General features: G+C 63.9%; 11 protein-coding genes. 10 read left to right on the forward strand and 1 reads right to left on the reverse strand.

The features are described from left to right. Positions 1 to 14: 14 nt before the first annotated feature. The 7 genes from EN807_RS10060 (at position 15) to EN807_RS10090 (ending at position 8789) form a co-directional block, all read left to right on the forward strand. Positions 15 to 1109, forward strand: coding sequence for an ABC transporter ATP-binding protein (locus EN807_RS10060; RefSeq protein WP_127210980.1), 1095 nt, complete (start codon positions 15 to 17; stop codon positions 1107 to 1109). After that, positions 1109 to 2029 carry an ABC transporter permease gene (locus tag EN807_RS10065; RefSeq protein WP_135934808.1) on the forward strand — a complete coding sequence of 307 codons (921 nt, stop codon included), beginning with the start codon at positions 1109 to 1111 and terminating at the stop codon, positions 2027 to 2029. Before EN807_RS10060 ends, EN807_RS10065 begins: the two co-directional genes overlap by 1 nt. Continuing rightward, positions 2022 to 2828: an ABC transporter permease gene (locus tag EN807_RS10070; protein WP_127210978.1), complete on the forward strand. Its 807-nt coding sequence runs from the start codon at positions 2022 to 2024 to the stop codon at positions 2826 to 2828. Before EN807_RS10065 ends, EN807_RS10070 begins: the two co-directional genes overlap by 8 nt. Positions 2829 to 2841: 13 nt before the next feature. Beyond that, a complete protein-coding gene (locus EN807_RS10075; RefSeq protein ID WP_135934809.1) occupies positions 2842 to 3876 on the forward strand; it encodes an extracellular solute-binding protein in 1035 nt (344 codons plus the stop codon). Between the two features lie 66 nt (positions 3877 to 3942). Then, entirely contained in the window at positions 3943 to 5139 is a 1197-nt protein-coding gene (locus EN807_RS10080) for a serine hydrolase (RefSeq protein WP_135934810.1), read from the forward strand. A gap of 27 nt (positions 5140 to 5166) precedes the next feature. Next, positions 5167 to 6348: a serine hydrolase gene (locus EN807_RS10085; protein ID WP_135934811.1), complete on the forward strand. Its 1182-nt coding sequence runs from the start codon at positions 5167 to 5169 to the stop codon at positions 6346 to 6348. A gap of 128 nt (positions 6349 to 6476) precedes the next feature. Further along, on the forward strand, positions 6477 to 8789 hold the full coding sequence (locus EN807_RS10090) for a Tex family protein (protein ID WP_135934812.1): 2313 nt from the start codon (positions 6477 to 6479) through the stop codon (positions 8787 to 8789). On the opposite strand, the gene EN807_RS10095 is transcribed toward EN807_RS10090, so the two are convergent. Beyond that, positions 8790 to 9686, reverse strand: a complete 897-nt coding sequence (locus EN807_RS10095; protein ID WP_135934813.1) for a LysR family transcriptional regulator — start codon at positions 9684 to 9686, stop codon at positions 8790 to 8792. It lies immediately after the preceding gene. 161 nt (positions 9687 to 9847) lie between these two features. On the opposite strand from EN807_RS10095, the gene EN807_RS10100 reads away from it, so the two are divergent. The 3 genes from EN807_RS10100 to EN807_RS10110 all read left to right on the forward strand — a co-directional run bounded on the left by EN807_RS10100 (position 9848) and on the right by EN807_RS10110 (position 17221). Beyond that, entirely contained in the window at positions 9848 to 11038 is a 1191-nt protein-coding gene (locus EN807_RS10100) for an acyl-CoA dehydrogenase (protein WP_135934814.1), read from the forward strand. A 375-nt stretch (positions 11039 to 11413) separates the two neighbouring features. After that, positions 11414 to 14809, forward strand: coding sequence for a transglutaminase family protein (locus EN807_RS10105; protein ID WP_135934815.1), 3396 nt, complete (start codon positions 11414 to 11416; stop codon positions 14807 to 14809). A 6-nt stretch (positions 14810 to 14815) separates the two neighbouring features. Continuing rightward, positions 14816 to 17221 (forward strand): circularly permuted type 2 ATP-grasp protein, encoded by a 2406-nt coding sequence (locus EN807_RS10110; protein ID WP_135935827.1) that lies wholly within the window; start codon positions 14816 to 14818, stop codon positions 17219 to 17221. Positions 17222 to 17234 lie beyond the last annotated feature (13 nt).

Genomic DNA, 17234 nt, shown 5'->3' on the forward strand with positions numbered 1-17234 from the left:
ACAATGGGGTAATCGTGCCGGAACAACCGGGTAAAAGTGCAATTGAAGTTCGTGGCGTCCGCAAGGTATTCGGTACCGGGGAGTCACAGGTCGCCGCCCTCGACACGGTTTCGGTGTCGATCCGCGAGAATGAGTTCTTCACGCTGCTTGGTCCATCCGGCTGCGGGAAGACAACGCTTCTGCGGCTGATCGCCGGCTTCGATTTCCCGAGCGCCGGCGAGATCCTGCTGCATGGCCAGGACATTGCACCGCTGCCGCCGTTCAAGCGGCCGGTCAACACCGTATTCCAGAACTATGCGCTGTTCCCGCATATGACGGTGGCCGAGAACATCGGCTTCGGCCTCGAAATGCTCGGCAAGCCCAAAGCCGAAGTGAAGGCGCGGGTTGCCGAGATGCTGAAGCTGGTCAAAATGGAAGCGCTCAGCGGCCGCCGCACCAGCCAGATATCGGGCGGCCAGCAGCAGCGCGTGGCACTGGCGCGGGCGCTGGCGCCGCAGCCGAAAGTGCTGCTGCTCGACGAGCCGCTGTCGGCGCTCGACTTCAAGCTGCGCAAGGACATGCAGATCGAGCTGAAGCGGCTGCAGCACGAGACCGGCATCACCTTCATCTTCGTCACCCACGACCAGGAAGAAGCACTGACCATGTCGGACCGCATCGCGGTGATGTCGTCGGGCAAGATCCTGCAGGTCGGAACGCCTTGGGATATCTATGACAAGCCGGCGGAGCGCTTCGTCGCCGACTTCATCGGCGAGACCAATTTCCTGACCGCGGCCATATCAGGCATGGCCAACGGCAAGGCACGAGCAACGCTTAAATCCGGCGCGACGATCGACGCGACCGTGGCTGAGGGCTTTCAGCCGAAGGACAATGCCACCGTGGTGGTCAGGCCGGAACATGCCAAGCTGACCAGCGGCAAGGGCGACCTGTCGGGCACGGTCGAAAACATCGTCTATTTCGGCACCGACACGCACATCCATGTTCGCCTGGACAGCAGCGAGGCCTTCACGGTGCGCCAGCAGAACACGCGCAGCGCCGGCTGCGGTTTCGAGCGGGGAGACAAGGTCGGCATTTCGATCGGCAACGACGCCGCACAAGTGCTGAGGGACTGATGGCGAGCGCGGAAGAAGTCGCCGAGGAAGCCGAACGCAGAGATATCCGCGATCGCTGGCTGCTGTCAGCGCCGGCACTGATCATCATCTTTCTGGCGGCGACCGGCCCGCTGCTGATCGTCGTAATCTATTCGTTCCTGACGCCGGGCCCCTATGGCGACGTGGTGTGGAAATTCTCCACGGACGGCTGGCTGTCGGTGCTGATGCAGCGTGACATCTTCGACGACACGCTGGCCTTCGCCGACGCGCATCTGTCGATCTTCTGGCGCTCGGCCAAGCTGTCGTTCCTGACGACGATCCTGACGCTGCTCTTTGGCTTCCCGACCGCCTATTTCATCGCCACCCGGCCCGCGCGGCAGCGCAACGTCTGGCTATTCCTGATCACCATCCCCTTCTGGACCAATCTGCTGATCCGCACCTTCGCCATCCAGGAGGTGATCCGCAACGAGGGCATCGTCAACACGGTGCTGATCAAGCTCGGCATCATCAGCCAGCCGATCCAGATGATGTTCACCGATTTCGCGCTGATGGTCGGCATGACCTATGTCTATCTGCCGCTGATGGTGCTGCCGCTCTATGCCAGCATGGAGAAGATCGACTTCCGGCTGGTCGAGGCGGGTTACGACCTCTATGCCAACCGCTTCCAGGTGCTGAGGCGGGTCATCATCCCGCTGGTCAAGCCGGGCATCATCGCCGGCTCGATCCTTGTCTTCATCCCGGCGCTGGGCGCCTACGTCACCCCGCGCGTGCTCGGGGGGTCGAAGAATATGATGCTCGGCAATCTGATCGAGCTGCAGTTCGGGCAAGGCCGTAACTGGCCGCTCGGCTCGGCGCTGTCGCTCTCGCTGATGGCAATCGTGATGGTCGCGCTGCTCTTCTATGTCCGCTCCGCCGGGCGCCAGGGCGGCGCGCATGGCTAGCCGCTTCGACATTCGCCGGCAGACCGGCTTCACGACAATCGCGATGATTTGCTTTTTCGCGCTGTACCTGCCGATCGTCACGGTTGTCGTCTATGCCTTCAACGCAGGCAGTTCGATCGCGATCTGGGAAGGCGTGTCGCTGCGCTGGTTCTATCAGGCCTGGAACAACGACCAGGTCGTCGATGCCTCGATCCGGTCGCTGCAGATCGCTTCGGTCGCCGCGACTATTGCCACGATCGTCGCCACCATGGCTGCACTCGCTACGACCCGAACGAAACCCTATCCCGGCCTCGGCTTCAAATACGCCTTCATCAACCAGCCGCTGATGGTGCCGGAAATCGTCACCGCGGTGGCGTTGCTGATCTTCTTTTCGCGTATCAAGATCTGGACCGGCTATTCGGGGCTGGGCTACCTGATGGCTGCGCATACTGCCTTTTGCATTCCCTTTGCCTATCTGCCGATCCGGGCGCGGCTCGAGAACATGGATCTGTCGTTGGAGATCGCTGCGGCCGACCTCTACGCGACACCCTGGAAGGCTTTTCGGCGCGTCACCTTTCCGCTGCTCTGGCCAGGCATCCTTGCCGGGCTGATGCTGGCCTTCGTCATCTCGCTGGATGATGTCGTCATCACCGAGTTCGTCAAGTCCGGCGGCCAGGATACGTTGCCGACCTACATGCTCGGCCAGTTCCGGCGCATTATCACGCCGGAAATCAACGCGATTTCGACGGTGTTCCTGCTGATCTCGATATTGATCGTCACCGTCTTCTTTTTCATCAGCAGGAAAAAGGATCAGGAGTGACAGGAGAGAAACGATGAATTGGAAACTGACTGCGACGGCGCTCAGCGCCGCGCTGTTCGCCTCGGCGGGTCTCGCCCGCGCCGATGGCGAACTCAACATCTACAATTGGGGCAACTACACCAGCCCCGACCTCATCAAGAAATTCGAGGAGAAACACAAGGTCAAGGTGACAGTCACCGACTACGATTCCAACGACACCGCGCTGGCCAAAATCCGCCAGGGCGGCAGCGGCTTCGACATCGTGGTGCCCTCGGCGAGCTTCGTGCCGATCTGGATCCAGGAAGGGCTGCTCCTGGAGACAGAGCCGAACAAGATGGAGAACTTCAAGAACATGGACCCGAAATGGGTCGACGTTCCTTTCGACCCGGGCCGCAAATACACCGTGCCGTGGCAGTGGGGCACGACCGGCGTGACGGTCAACACCTCCGTCTACAAGGGCGATCCCAACACTTCCGCCATCTTCCTGGACCCGCCGCAGGAACTGGTCGGCAAGGTCAACGTCGTTCCCGAAATGGCCGATGTCATGCATCTCGCCATCAGATATGTCGGCGGCGAGCCCTGCACCGGCGACAAGGAGGTGCTGAAGAAGGTGCGCGATGCGCTGGTGGCTGCAAAGCCGAAATGGATCTCCATGGACTACGGCACGGTCGAGAAGTTCGCCAAGGGCGACTTCGCAGCCAGCGTCGACTGGAACGGCGCGTCCTTCCGCGCCCGCCTGCAGAACAAGGACATGGTCTATGGCTATCCGAAGGAGGGCTATCCGATCTGGATGGACAATCTCGCGGTGCTGAAGGACGCCAAGAACGTCGAAAACGCCAAGTTGTTCCAGAACTTCATCATGGATCCCGAGAACGCCGCGCTGATCTCGTCTTTCGCGCGCTACGCCAATGGCATCAAGGGATCGGAAGCCTTCATGCCTGAGGACATGAAAACGGCGCCGGAGGTCAACATCCCCGCCGAGTTCGCCGACAAGGGCAAGTTCATGCTGAACTGCGCGCCCGACGTGCAGGCACTCTACACCAGGATATGGACCGAACTGCAGAAGTGATCGCATCGTGACAGACCCGGCGGCGGCGCCGCCGGGTCTGTTTTCATGTTCGCCGGGACGCATCTCATGACATCCTACCGCAACAGCGAACCGGTGCCGCCGATCATGCAGGGCTCGCCGCCGCTGATGGTGCCTCCGAAGCTCGACTGGGACAGGGGACCCTGGAACCGATGGGCGTTCCAGCACATCCGCGAAATTCTGCCGACCGTCGAAGTCTGGCGCGGCAATGGCCATCGCCGCCGGTTCGAGCGAGCCGAAGTCGATCTCGATGCGCTGCCGGTGAGCGACAGCACGGGCGCACCGACGACGCTGGCCGGGCTGCTCGACGAAACCTATACGGACGGGTTGCTCGTGCTCAAGGACGGCAAAATCGCCTATGAGCGCTATTTCAACGGCATGGCCGAGCGCACGCTGCATCTGTCGCAGTCGATGGCGAAGTCGGTCACCGCTTCGGTGTTCGGCATACTGGTCGGGCGCGGCCTGATCGATCCGGCCAGGCCGGTGACGGCCTATCTGCCGGAGCTTGGTGCGACCGGCTGGGCGGGCGCCAGCGTGCAGCACGCGCTCGACATGACGACAGGCGTGCGTTTTTCCGAGGAATACACCGACCGCTATTCCGATATCGGCCAGGTCGATGTCGCCAGCGGCTGGAAACCGGTGCCGCCGGACAGCGATCCGGCCTTCGAGTGGCCGTCGCATATGTTTGAATTGATCCTGCGGCTCAAGGAGACAAGCCGGCCGCATGGCGCTGCCTTCGAATACCGTTCGATCGAGACCGACGTGCTCGCCTTTATCATGGAGCGGGTGACCGGCAAGCGGCTGGCGCAGCTGGTTTCGGAGGAACTCTGGCAAAAGCTCGGGGCGGATGAAAGCGCCTGTTTCACCGTCGACAGCGCCGGCTACGCCGTGGCCGATGGCGGCTTCAACGCCACGCTGCGCGACTATGGCCGCTTCGGCCAGCTGATCCTCGACAATGGCGGCGGCGTGGTGCCGGCCGACTGGATCGAGGCGACGCGCAATGGCAGGCATGGGCCGGATTTCAATCCCAGCCTGCCGGAAGGCAGCTACCGCAACCAGTTCTGGATCGAGGATCCGCGCTCACGCGCGCTGATGTGCCGGGGCGTGTTCGGGCAGCTAATCCATATCGACTGGAACACGAGAATGGTCGTGGTGAAGCTTTCGAGCTACCCGGATTTCACCGACATCGCCTATTCGGTGGCGACGATGAAAGCCGTGCACGCGATCGCCGCCGCGCTGGCCTAAGTTCCAAGAAAAACCGGAAGGAAACGCATGACCGGCAAGACCGCGTTCGAGACCAGATATGGCTTTGGCCGCAACCAAGTGCTGCTCGGCAACTGGCGCGAAAGCCCGTTCAGCCGGTGGTCGTTCCAGAATGTCGGAGAATTGGTGCCGGGCGCACGCGTGGCCGCAGCGTCAGCCAGCGGTGAGGCGGCAGCGCGGGCTCTTGACGGGCTGCTCGGCGAGCGAGTCACTCTGGCCGGAGGACCGGAGACTGTTGCAGCCTTTCTCACGCGTTCCGATACCGACGCGCTGACGATCATGAAAGGTGGCAAATTCGTCGGCGACTGGTTCGCACCGCATATGCAGTTCGGTGCGCGCCACATCATTTTCTCGATTAGCAAGTCGCTGACCGCCATCCTGGCCGGCATACTGGAAGGCGAAGGGATCTTTGATCCGCAGGCGCCGGTGACCCGATATCTGCCGGAAGCTGCCGGCTCGGCCTATGGCGACGCCAGCGTGCGGCATCTGCTCGACATGACCATCAGCCTCGACTTCGAAGAAGCCTATCTCGATCCGGAGAGTGCCTTTGCCCGCTATCGCCGTGCGACGCTGTGGAATCCGGGTGGCGGCACCGAAAGCCTGGTCGATTTCATCCTCACGCTGCAGCGTCTTGCCGAGCCGCATGGCCGGACGTTTCGCTACCGCTCGCCCAATTCCGACCTGCTCGGCATCCTGCTCGAACGCGCATCCGGCCAGCGCTTCGCCGAGCTGATGCACGAGAAATTGTGGCTGCCGCTCGGTGCAACGAGCGAAGCGTCGGTGACGGTAGACAGCGAAGGCACCGCCCGCACGGCCGGCGGCATTTCAGTCACGCCGCGCGATCTGGCGCAGGTCGGCGAGATGATGCGGCAAGGCGGCACGGCCAATGGCCGCCGCATCGTGCCGGAAGCCTGGGTGCGCGACACTGTCAGCACAGGCGGAGACAGCGAGGCCTGGCAGCGTGGCACGATGGCGTTCCTCTTTCCGCAAGGCCGCTACCGCAACAAATGGTACCAGACGGGCGCGGCAAGCGGCGCTTTCTGCGGCATCGGCATCCACGGCCAGTGGCTCTATGTCAATCCGAAGGCCGAGATCGTCATCGCAAAGATGTCGTCGCAGCCGGAGCCGGTCGACGAGCCGCTCGATGTCGATATGGTCGCCTTCTTCGAAGCGCTGAGCCGGATGGTCTGATTCGATCCAGGCCGACCGCCTTCGCAGCTTTCCTGTGGACCTATTGGGCGGTTGAAAACCCCGCGGTTGGCGGAGCGACGCTCTGCGCTTATGGTCGCCGCTCTTTTCGACAAGACAGCAGGAACGACATGGCACCCGACATCAAGCGCATCGCAGCCATCATAGCAGCCGAGATCGCTGCCCGGCCCGAACAGGCCGAGGCGGCGATCGGGTTGCTTGACGAAGGTGCGACGGTGCCGTTCGTGGCGCGCTACCGCAAGGAGGTCACCGGCGGTCTGGACGACACGCAACTGCGCCTGCTTGCCGAGCGGCTCGCCTATCTGCGCGAACTCGATGGGCGCCGCGACACCATTCTCGGTTCGATCCGCGACCAGGGCAAGCTGACCGAAGAGCTTGAAACCAAGATCGCGGCGGCTGCCACCAAGGCGGAACTCGAAGACATCTATCTGCCCTACAAACCGAAGCGCCGGACCAAAGCCGAGATCGCGCGAGAGCGTGGCTTGGGGCCGCTGGCCGAGGCCATCCTTGCCGACCGCGCGGCGGTGCCCGCCGAACTGGCGCTGGCCTACATCGGCGAAGAGGTGGCCGACGCCAAGGCGGCGCTCGAGGGCGCGCGCGATATCCTGTCCGAGCAGTTCGCCGAGAATGCCGATCTGGTCGGCAGACTGCGGACCTATATGAAGGATCGCGCCTTCATGCGGTCGCGCGTCGTCGACGGCAAGCAGGAGGCCGGCGCGAAGTTCTCCGACTATTTCGACCATGTCGAGCGCTGGGCCAACGTGCCGAGCCATCGCGCGCTGGCGATGCTGCGCGGCCGCAACGAAGAGGTGCTGTCGCTCGACATCGAGGTCGATGCCGACGACGCGTCTCCGGCGAAGCCGGTCGAACGGATGATTGCCGACGCCTACGCCATCGGCCGCCAGTTGCCGGGCGATCGCTGGCTGATGGAGGTGGCCGGCTGGACCTGGCGCATAAAGCTGTCGCTGCACCTGACGCTCGATTTGATGCGAGATCTGCGCGAGCGGGCCGAGGAGGAGGCGATCCATGTCTTCGCCCGCAATCTGAAGGATTTGCTGCTCGCTGCCCCGGCCGGCTCGCGCGCCACTATGGGCCTCGATCCGGGCATCCGCACCGGCGTCAAGGTGGCGGTGGTGGACGGCACAGGTAAGCTGTTGGCGACGACGACGGTCTATCCGTTTCCGCCAAGGAATGATGTGCGCGGCACGCAAGCCGAACTCGCAAAGCTCATCCGCCTGCACAAGGTCGAGCTGATTTCCATCGGCAACGGCACCGGCAGCCGCGAGACGGAAAGGCTGGTGGCCGACATGCTGTCCGACATGCCTGCCGAGTCCGGGCCGAAGCCGCTCAAGGTGATCGTCAGCGAGGCGGGCGCCTCGGTCTATTCCGCCTCGGCAACGGCGGCGGCGGAATTTCCCGGCCTCGACGTGTCGCTGCGCGGCGCGGTGTCGATCGCGCGGCGGCTGCAGGATCCGCTCGCCGAACTGGTCAAGATCGAGCCAAAGTCGATAGGCGTCGGCCAGTATCAGCACGATGTCGACCAGTACCGGCTCGGCCGCTCCCTGGAAGCGGTGGTCGAGGACGCGGTCAATGCCGTGGGCGTCGACCTCAACACCGCCTCGGCGCCGCTTCTAGCGCGGGTGTCGGGTCTTGGCACATCGCTGGCCGAGGCCATCATCGCGCATCGTGATGCGGCGGGGCCCTTCGCCAGCCGTCGTGACCTGTTGAAGGTGGCGCGGCTCGGACCCCGCGCGTTCGAGCAATGCGCCGGCTTCCTGCGCATTCCCAACGGCACTGAACCGCTCGATGCCTCGGCCGTGCACCCGGAGGCCTATGGCGTGGCGAAGAAGATCGTTGCTGCCTGTGGGCGCGACGTCCGCTCGCTGATGGGTGACAGTGCGGCCCTCAAGGCGCTCGATCCGCGTGTCTTCGTCGACGAGCGGTTCGGCCTGCCGACAGTGCGTGATATCCTGGCGGAACTGGAAAAGCCCGGCCGCGATCCGCGCCCCGGCTTCAAGACCGCGACCTTTGCCGACGGCGTCGACGACATCAAGGATTTGAAGCCCGGCATGCTGCTGGAAGGCACCGTCACCAATGTCGCGGCGTTCGGCGCTTTCATCGATATCGGCGTGCATCAGGACGGCTTGGTGCATGTCTCGCAACTGGCCGACCGTTTCGTCAAGGACGCGCATGAGGTGGTGAAAGCCGGCGACGTGGTCAAGGTGCGTGTCGTCGAGGTCGACATCAAGCGCAAGCGCATCGGCCTTTCGATGCGTCGGGATGGTGATGGCGGTACACCGAAGCCGCGCGACAATGGCAACAGACCGGTGCCGCGCGCGCCGGCGCCGCAGCGTCAGCCGGAGCGGTCCGCGCAGCAAGGCACGTTCGGCGCCGCATTGGCCGATGCGTTGAAGCGGAAGTAATCACCCTACCACTGGTACGCGACTGAGCAGCCAGTCGCGAAAGCTGGCGACCGGCGGATGGCCGCGCTTGTCGTGCGGCACGACAAGGTAATAGGCGCTGCGGCTTTGCATCGGCCGGCCGGGCGCCGGCACGAGCTGGCCGCGCTGCAATTCGCCGGATATGAGGACCTGCGGAAGCAGCGCCACACCGAGCCCGGCCATGCAGGCTTGGGCGGCGGTGCCGAATTGCTCGAACTGCATGCCCGGTCCGGTCGGCGCGCTTAAACTCTGGTGCTCGAACCACTCGGTCCATGCGCCGGGCCGCGTCGCCATATGCAGCAGCGGCAGGCGACCGATGTCGGCGGGTGTGGCAATATCCCGGCTGGCCAGGAATTCGGGCGAGACGACAGGCGCCACCTCTTCGCGTACCAGCAACGTCGAGTCGGCGTCCGGCCAATCGGGCAGGCCGAAATGGATGGCGGCGTCGAGCCGTTCGCGGGCGAAGTCGAAGCGACCAATGCGGGTGACGAAATTGATGGTGATGTCGGGGTTGTTTTCGACGAAGTCCGGGATGAGCGGCATCAACCACCGCGTGCCGAAAGTCGGCAGGATGGCGAGATTCAAGATGCCACTATGCCGATTGCTTATCAATCCAAGAGCTGCATCGCGCAACTGGCCAAGGGCGGCGCGCACCGCTTCGGCATAAATCTCGCCCGCCGTCGACAGCCTGACATTGCGGCTGTCGCGATCAAACAGTCGGCGGCCGAACTGGTCCTCCAGGAGCTTGATCTGCCGGCTGACGGCGCCCTGGGTCAGATCGAGCTCCTGTGCGGCGGCGGTGAAGCTTCCCAGCCGGGCCACCGCCTCGAAGGCGGCAAGGGCACTGATACCAGGCAAAAGCCGACGCTGGACGTTCATGATCCATTACTAACGCTCATTGATCGGCGATGCAATTTCGTTTGATTTTTTCCAGCCGGAAGCCGATAAGCCGGCATTCAGATTTCTGTCCATGCATGCCCGTTGTCCCAAACCGCCGAACACTTTTGGGCGACATGCAAAAAGTTTGGAGACCGAGAGCCATGGCCGCCGACAAGAACGCATTCGTCTGGGATGATCCTTTCCTGATCGAGCACCAGCTTTCGGAAGACGAGCGGATGGTGCGTGATGGCGCCGCGGCATTTGCCGCCGACAAGCTCGCTCCCAGGATCGAGGAAGCCTACCTCGAGGAAAAGACCGATGCCGGGATCTTTCGCGAGATGGGCGAGGCGGGCCTGCTCGGCATTACCATCCCCGAGGAATATGGCGGGCTCGGTGGCAACTATGTCACCTACGGACTGGTGGCGCGGGAAGTCGAGCGCATCGATTCGGGCTATCGCTCGATGATGAGCGTGCAGTCTTCGCTGGTGATGTATCCGATCCATGCCTATGGCTCGGACGCACAGCGCAAAAAATACCTGCCGAAGCTGGCTTCAGGCGAATGGATCGGCTGCTTCGGCCTGACCGAGCCGGATGCCGGTTCCGACCCCGGCGGCATGAAGACGCGGGCCGAAAAGACGGCGAACGGCTACAAGATCTCCGGCTCGAAAATGTGGATTTCCAACGCGCCGATCGCCGACGTGTTTGTCGTCTGGGCAAAGTCGGCCGCGCATGACAACGAGATTCGCGGCTTCGTGCTGGAAAAAGGCATGAAGGGGCTGTCGGCGCCGAAGATCGGCGGCAAGCTGTCGCTTCGCGCATCGATCACCGGCGAAGTGGTGATGGAAGGCGTCGAGGTCGGCGAAGATGCGCTGCTGCCCAATGTCTCAGGCCTGAAGGGTCCGTTCGGCTGCCTCAACCGGGCGCGCTACGGCATCTCCTGGGGTGCGATGGGCGCGGCGGAAGATTGCTGGCACCGGGCCCGCCAATACGGCCTCGACCGCAAGCAGTTCGGCAAGCCGCTGGCCGGCACGCAGCTTTTCCAGAAGAAGCTCGCCGACATGCAGACCGAGATCGCGCTCGGCCTGCAGGGCAGCTTACGAGTCGGGCGGCTGATGGACGAAGGCAAAATGGCGCCGGAGATGATCTCGATCGTCAAGCGCAACAATTGCGGCAAGGCGCTCGACATTGCCCGCCAGGCCCGCGACATGCATGGCGGCAACGGCATCCAGATCGGCTACCACGTCATGCGCCACGCGCAGAACCTCGAAACCGTCAACACCTATGAGGGCACGCATGACGTGCATGCGCTGATCCTCGGACGGGCGCAGACCGGGTTGCAGGCGTTTTTCTAAACGGCCATGCCCTTCGCTCCGTCATCCTCGGGCTTGACCCGAGGATCCATGCGGTGACGTCAAGGCGCCGCTGCGGTGCAGGATGTTTCAGGGCAGGGGCACGACAGTGGTTCGTGCTGCACGGCTGCATTCTTCGGCTAGCGTCACGGCATGAATCCTGGGGTCTGCGCGGCGTCGCTTCGCTCCAGGACGACGAAGCTGTGAGGGCTTTGCCAATCGCAGACGCTGGAGGCCAGCGGTGGCCAGTCGTATTAAGCGGAGTTGCGTTCAATAGCTGCTTAAATTAGGTGCACCGCAACATCTCTGCTTGGAGAATGGCCAGCATTTGTGTCAGGGTTCGGCGATATCGTTTGAAACGCCGACTTTTGGGGCCCCATGGCAATTCTGGCAGCCGTCTACCACCTGACCCATTACAAATATGACCGGCCGGTCGTTCTCGGCCCTCAGGTCATCAGGCTGCAGCCGGCGCCGCATTCCCGCACCAAGGTGCTCAGCCATTCGCTGAAGGTCGAGCCGGCGAACCACTTCGTCAACCTGCAACAGGATCCTTACGGCAACTTCCTGGCGCGCTTCGTGTTTCCCGAACCGGTGACGGAACTGAAGATCGAGGTCGACCTCGTCGCCGACATGACGGTCTACAATCCGTTCGATTTCTTCGTCGAGCCGTCGGCCGAGATCTTTCCGTTCGAATACCTGGAAGAGATCAGCGACGATCTCGCCATCTACCGGACGCCGGAACCGGCCGGGCCGCTGCTGTCGGCGTTCCTGCAGACCATCGATCGCAGTCCTACCAACACCGTCAATTTTCTCGTCGACCTCAATGCGCGCCTGCAGCGCGAGATCGCCTATATCGTGCGCATGGAAACCGGCGTCTTCTCACCCGAGGAAACGCTGGCCGCCAAGAAAGGCTCGTGCCGCGACACGAGCTGGCTGCTGGTGCAGATCCTGAGGAACCTCGGCATCGCCGCGCGCTTCGTCTCCGGCTATCTGATCCAGCTGAAACCCGACCTCGTCGCGCTTGACGGGCCGCCCGGCACCGCCGTCGATTTCACCGATCTCCATGCCTGGTGCGAAGTCTATCTTCCAGGGGCCGGCTGGATCGGCTTCGACCCGACCTCCGGCCTGCTCACCGGCGAAAGCCATGTGCCGCTCGCCGCGACGCCGCATTTCCGCAACGCCGCGCCTATTTCCGGCATGGCCAGCTTCGCCAATGTCGAGTTCGGCTTCGACATGCGGGTCGACCGCATCGCCGAGCATCCACGCATCACCAAGCCGTTCTCCGACGAAAGCTGGCAGGCGCTCGATGCGCTGGGCAACCGGGTCGACGCCGCGCTCGAGGCCGGGGACGTGCGGCTGACCATGGGTGGCGAGCCGACCTTTGTGTCGATCGACGATTTCGAGGCGGAAGAGTGGAACACCGCTGCCGTCGGCCCGACAAAACGTGAAAAGGCCGATGCGCTGATCCGCCGGCTGCGTGAGCGTTTCGCGCCCGGCGGCTTCCTGCACTACGGGCAGGGCAAGTGGTATCCGGGCGAAAGCCTGCCGCGCTGGACCTTCTCGCTGTACTGGCGCGCCGACGGCGAGCCGGTGTGGAGTGATCCATCGCTGATCGCACGGGAAAACAGCGAAGCAGTTGTCGGACCGAAGCAGGCTGAAGGCCTGCTGACGGCGATTGCCGATGAACTGGGCGTTGACAAGACCATGGTCAGCGAAGCCTATGAGGACCCGGCCGAGTGGCTGCTCAAGGAAGGCAAGCTGCCGGAGAATGTCGATCCGTCCAATTCGAAGCTGGACGATCCCGAGGAGCGCAGCCGCATGGCGCGGGTGTTCGAACGCGGCCTGACCAAGCCGTCGGGCTACGTGCTGCCTGTGCAGCGCTGGAACAGCCAGGCGTCCGGACCGCGCTGGCGTTCGGAGAAATGGAAGACGCGGCGCGGCAAGCTGTTTCTGGTGCCGGGCGATTCACCGATCGGCTACCGCCTGCCGCTTGGCACGCTGCCCCATGTGCCGCCGGCGCAGTTCCCGTATATCGTGCCGGTCGATCCTTCCCTGCCGCGCGGACCATTGCCGGCGCGCGGGACTATTTTGCCTGAGGCCACTCCCTTGCCGGAGGCTGCGCCTTTGCCCGAGCCCACTTTGGCCGAATTGGAAGGCGCAGACGAAATGGCGCGACGCCAGCAGGCGGCGTCCTTCACCGCCGCGACCGGCCAGCAGAACCGTGTCGAACAGGAGATCACCGAGATTGGCGGCGCGGTGCGCACCGCACTGTCGGTCGAGCCGCGCGACGGGCGGCTTTGTGTGTTCATGCCGCCGGTCGAGGCGCTGGAAGATTATCTCGAACTGGTCGCGGCGGCCGAGAACGCGGCAAAGGCTATCGGCCTGCCGGTGCATATCGAGGGCTACGGCCCGCCGCACGATCCGCGCCTCAACGTCATCCGCGTGGCTCCGGATCCCGGGGTCATCGAAGTGAACATCCATCCGGCTGCGAACTGGCAGGACTGCGTGGCGACGACCACAGCGATCTACGAGGAGGCGCGGCAGACGCGGCTTGGCGCCGACAAGTTCATGATCGACGGTCGCCATACCGGCACGGGCGGCGGCAACCATGTCGTCGTCGGCGGCGCGACACCCAATGACAGTCCGTTTCTGCGCCGCCCGGATCTATTGAAAAGCCTGGTGCTGCAATGGCAGCGGCACCCCTCGCTGTCCTATCTGTTCTCCGGTCTCTTCATCGGTCCGACCAGCCAGGCGCCGCGCTTCGACGAAGCGCGCCATGAATCGCTCTACGAACTCGAGATAGCGATGGCGCAGGTGCCGCATCCGGACAGCGGCAGCGCGCCGCTGCCATGGCTGGTCGACCGGCTGTTTCGCAATCTTCTGACCGACGTGACCGGCAACACCCACCGTTCGGAAATCTGCATCGACAAGCTGTTTTCGCCCGACGGCCCTACCGGCCGCCTGGGTCTGGTCGAGTTCCGCGGCTTCGAGATGCCGCCCAGTGCCCGCATGAACCTCGCGCAGCAATTGCTGGTGCGCGCCATCATCGCCCGCGCCTGGAAGAATCCGCTCGATGGCCGCTTCGTGCGCTGGGGCACGTCGCTGCATGACCGTTTCATGCTGCCGCACTATGTCTGGGCCGACTTTCTCGACGTGCTGGATGATCTCAAGCTGAACGGCTTCGAGTTTCGCCCCGAATGGTTCGACGCGCAGCTCGAATTCCGCTTTCCGTTCTGCGGCGAGGTCCAGCATGCCGGCATCAAGCTGGAGTTGCGGCAAGCGCTGGAGCCGTGGCATGTCATGGGCGAGCAGGGCGCCATCGGCGGCACGGTGCGCTTCGTCGATTCCTCGGTCGAGCGGCTGCAGGTGAAGACCGAAGGGCTTAACCCGGAGCGTCACGCGGTCGTCTGCAACGGCCGCATCGTGCCGATGAAGGTGACCGACACCAGAGAGATCGCGGTGGCGGGCGTCCGCTTCAAGGCCTGGCAGCCGGCATCGGGCCTGCATCCCGCGCTGCCGGTCAATACGCCGCTGGTCTTCGACATCTATGATCGGTGGTCGGGCCGGGCGATCGGCGGTTGCGTCTACCATGTCGCGCATCCCGGCGGGCGCAGCTACGACACTTTCCCGGTCAACGGCAACGAAGCGGAGGCACGGCGGCTCGCCCGCTTCGAGCCGCGCGGCCATACGCCGTCCGGCTACGTGCTGCGCCATGAAGAAGCCTCTGAAGATTTTCCGATGACCCTTGACCTTAGACGGCCACCAAGATTCTGATCGATGATGGCAAAGGGGAATCACAAGAAAATACGCGGCAGACCGCATAACCTGCTGGAGCATTACCAGCCGATCGACGGTGTCGTCGACGAGATGGTCGATGTATCAGGCAATCCCCGCCCGGTCTGGAAGGACTTCATCGAGGCACTGGAGGAACTGGGCCCCGAAAAGCTCGCCCAGCGCTTCGCCCGTGCCGACCAGTATCTGCGCGACGCCGGCGTCTATTACCGCGTCTACGACAAGGCCGGCGCCAATGAGCGCGAATGGCCGCTGGCGCATGTGCCCCTGCTGATCGAGGAGCAGGAATGGGCCGCGATCAGTGCCGGCCTCGTTCAGCGGGCCGAACTGTTCGAGGAAACGATCGCCGATATCTACGGGCCGAACCGCCTGGTCGAGAATGGCATCCTGCCGCCGGGGCTGATCGCGGCCAGCCCCGAATATTTGCGTCCCGTCGTCGGCACCAGACCGGCCAGCGGCCATTTCCTGCATTTCTGCGCCTTCGAGCTTGGCCGGGGACCGGACGGCCGCTGGTGGGTGCTGGGCGACCGCACGCAGGCGCCGTCGGGTGCCGGCTTTGCGCTGGAAAACCGCGTCGCCACAACGCGTGCGCTGTCCGACATCTATGGCGAGATGCATGTGCATCGCCTTGCCGGCTTCTTCCGTCGCTTTCGCGACGCGCTGAACGGCATGGCCAAAGACTCCGCCGGCCGTGTCGCCATCCTGACGCCGGGGCCGCTCAATGAAACCTATTACGAACATGCCTATATTGCGCGCTATCTCGGCATCATGCTGCTTGAAGGCGAGGATCTGACCGTCTCCGGCGGCCGCTTGATGGTACGCACGGTTTCGGGGCTGATGCCAGTCAGCGTGCTCTGGCGACGGCTCGACGCCGCCTTCGCCGATCCGCTGGAGTTGCGGCCGGATTCGCAGATCGGCACGCCAGGGCTGGTCGAGGCGATCCGCCGGGGAGCCGTTTCAACCGTCAACGCGCTCGGCTCCGGTCTGATGGAAACGCGGGCGCTGCTCGCCTTCTTGCCGAAGATTTCGCGCGAATTGCGCAACGAGGAGCTTCTGCTGCCGAGCGTCGCGACATGGTGGTGCGGGCGGGACGCGGAACGTGACCATGTGCTGGCTAACCTGGACCGCATGGTGATCGGTCCGGCGCTGTCGACGCGGCTTGCCTTCGAGGATGACGATTGCACCAGGCTGGGCTCGGCACTGGTTGCCGGAGAGCGGGCCGAACTGATAGCCCGGATCGAACGGCACGGCGGCGACTTCGTCGGACAGGAAGCGGTGACGCTTTCGACCACGCCGGTCTATGTCGGCGGCTGGCTGGAGCCGCGACCGGCAAGCCTGCGCGTCTATCTGGCGCGAACGCCTGAAGGCTGGACGGTGATGCCCGGCGGTTTTGCCCGCGTCGGCTTTTCGCTCGACCCGACGGCAATCGCCATGCAGCGCGGCGGCCAGGCGGCGGATGTGTGGGTGGTCAGCGACAGACCGGTGGAGCGCGAGACGCTGCTGCCGCAGGAGCACGACAGCTTCACCCGCACCTTGCCGGGCAGCCTGCCGAGCCGCGCGGCGGAAAACCTGACATGGCTCGGCCGCTATATCGAGCGATCGGAAGACACGGTGCGCATCCTGCGCGCCTATCACGTGCGGCTGGCCGAGGCCTCCGACCCGGATATGCCGCTGCTTGCCGATATCAGAGACTATCTCGAACCGTTCAGCATCGACGTCGAAACCGCGATCCCGCCGGGGCTGATCGGCACGCTAGACAGCGCCGTCTACAGCGCCGGACAGATCCGCGACCGCTTCTCGCCTGACGGCTGGCTGGCGCTGAAGGATCTGTCGAAGACCATTCATCAATTCGCGACAACTGTCGCGCCGGGCGATGACGCGACGCGGGCGATGACGGTGATCTTGCGCAAGCTCGCCGGGTTTTCCGGCCTGCTGCATGAGAATATGTACCGCTTCACCGGCTGGCGCTTCCTGGAGATCGGCCGGCGACTGGAACGCGGCATCCAGATCGCCCGCACCCTCGCCCGATTGACCAGGGCTGCGGCGCCGGACGGCGCGCTCGACATGATGCTGGAGATCGGCGACAGCGTCATGACCCACCGGCGGCAGTATCCGGTGCAGGCCGGCCGGCGCACGGTGATCGACCTCCTGGTGCTCGATCCGCTCAACCCGCGCTCCATCCTGTTCCAACTCGAGCGGCTGAAGGCCGAAATCGCGCTGTTGCCTGCTGTCGGCGGCGAGGGGCACATGTCGCCGGCGGCGAAAGAGATCCTGCAGCTCAACACGGCAATCGCCATCAAGGAGCCATCGGACATGACGGCGCAGGCCCTGGCCGATCTCGCCAATGAGATCGGCGGCCTCTACAACAGCCTCGCCAAAGCCTATTTCGGGTAGGGACGGGTTCAGA

The organism is Mesorhizobium sp. M5C.F.Ca.ET.164.01.1.1, assembly GCF_004792125.1.
GTDB classification, from domain to species: domain Bacteria; phylum Pseudomonadota; class Alphaproteobacteria; order Rhizobiales; family Rhizobiaceae; genus Mesorhizobium; species Mesorhizobium wenxiniae.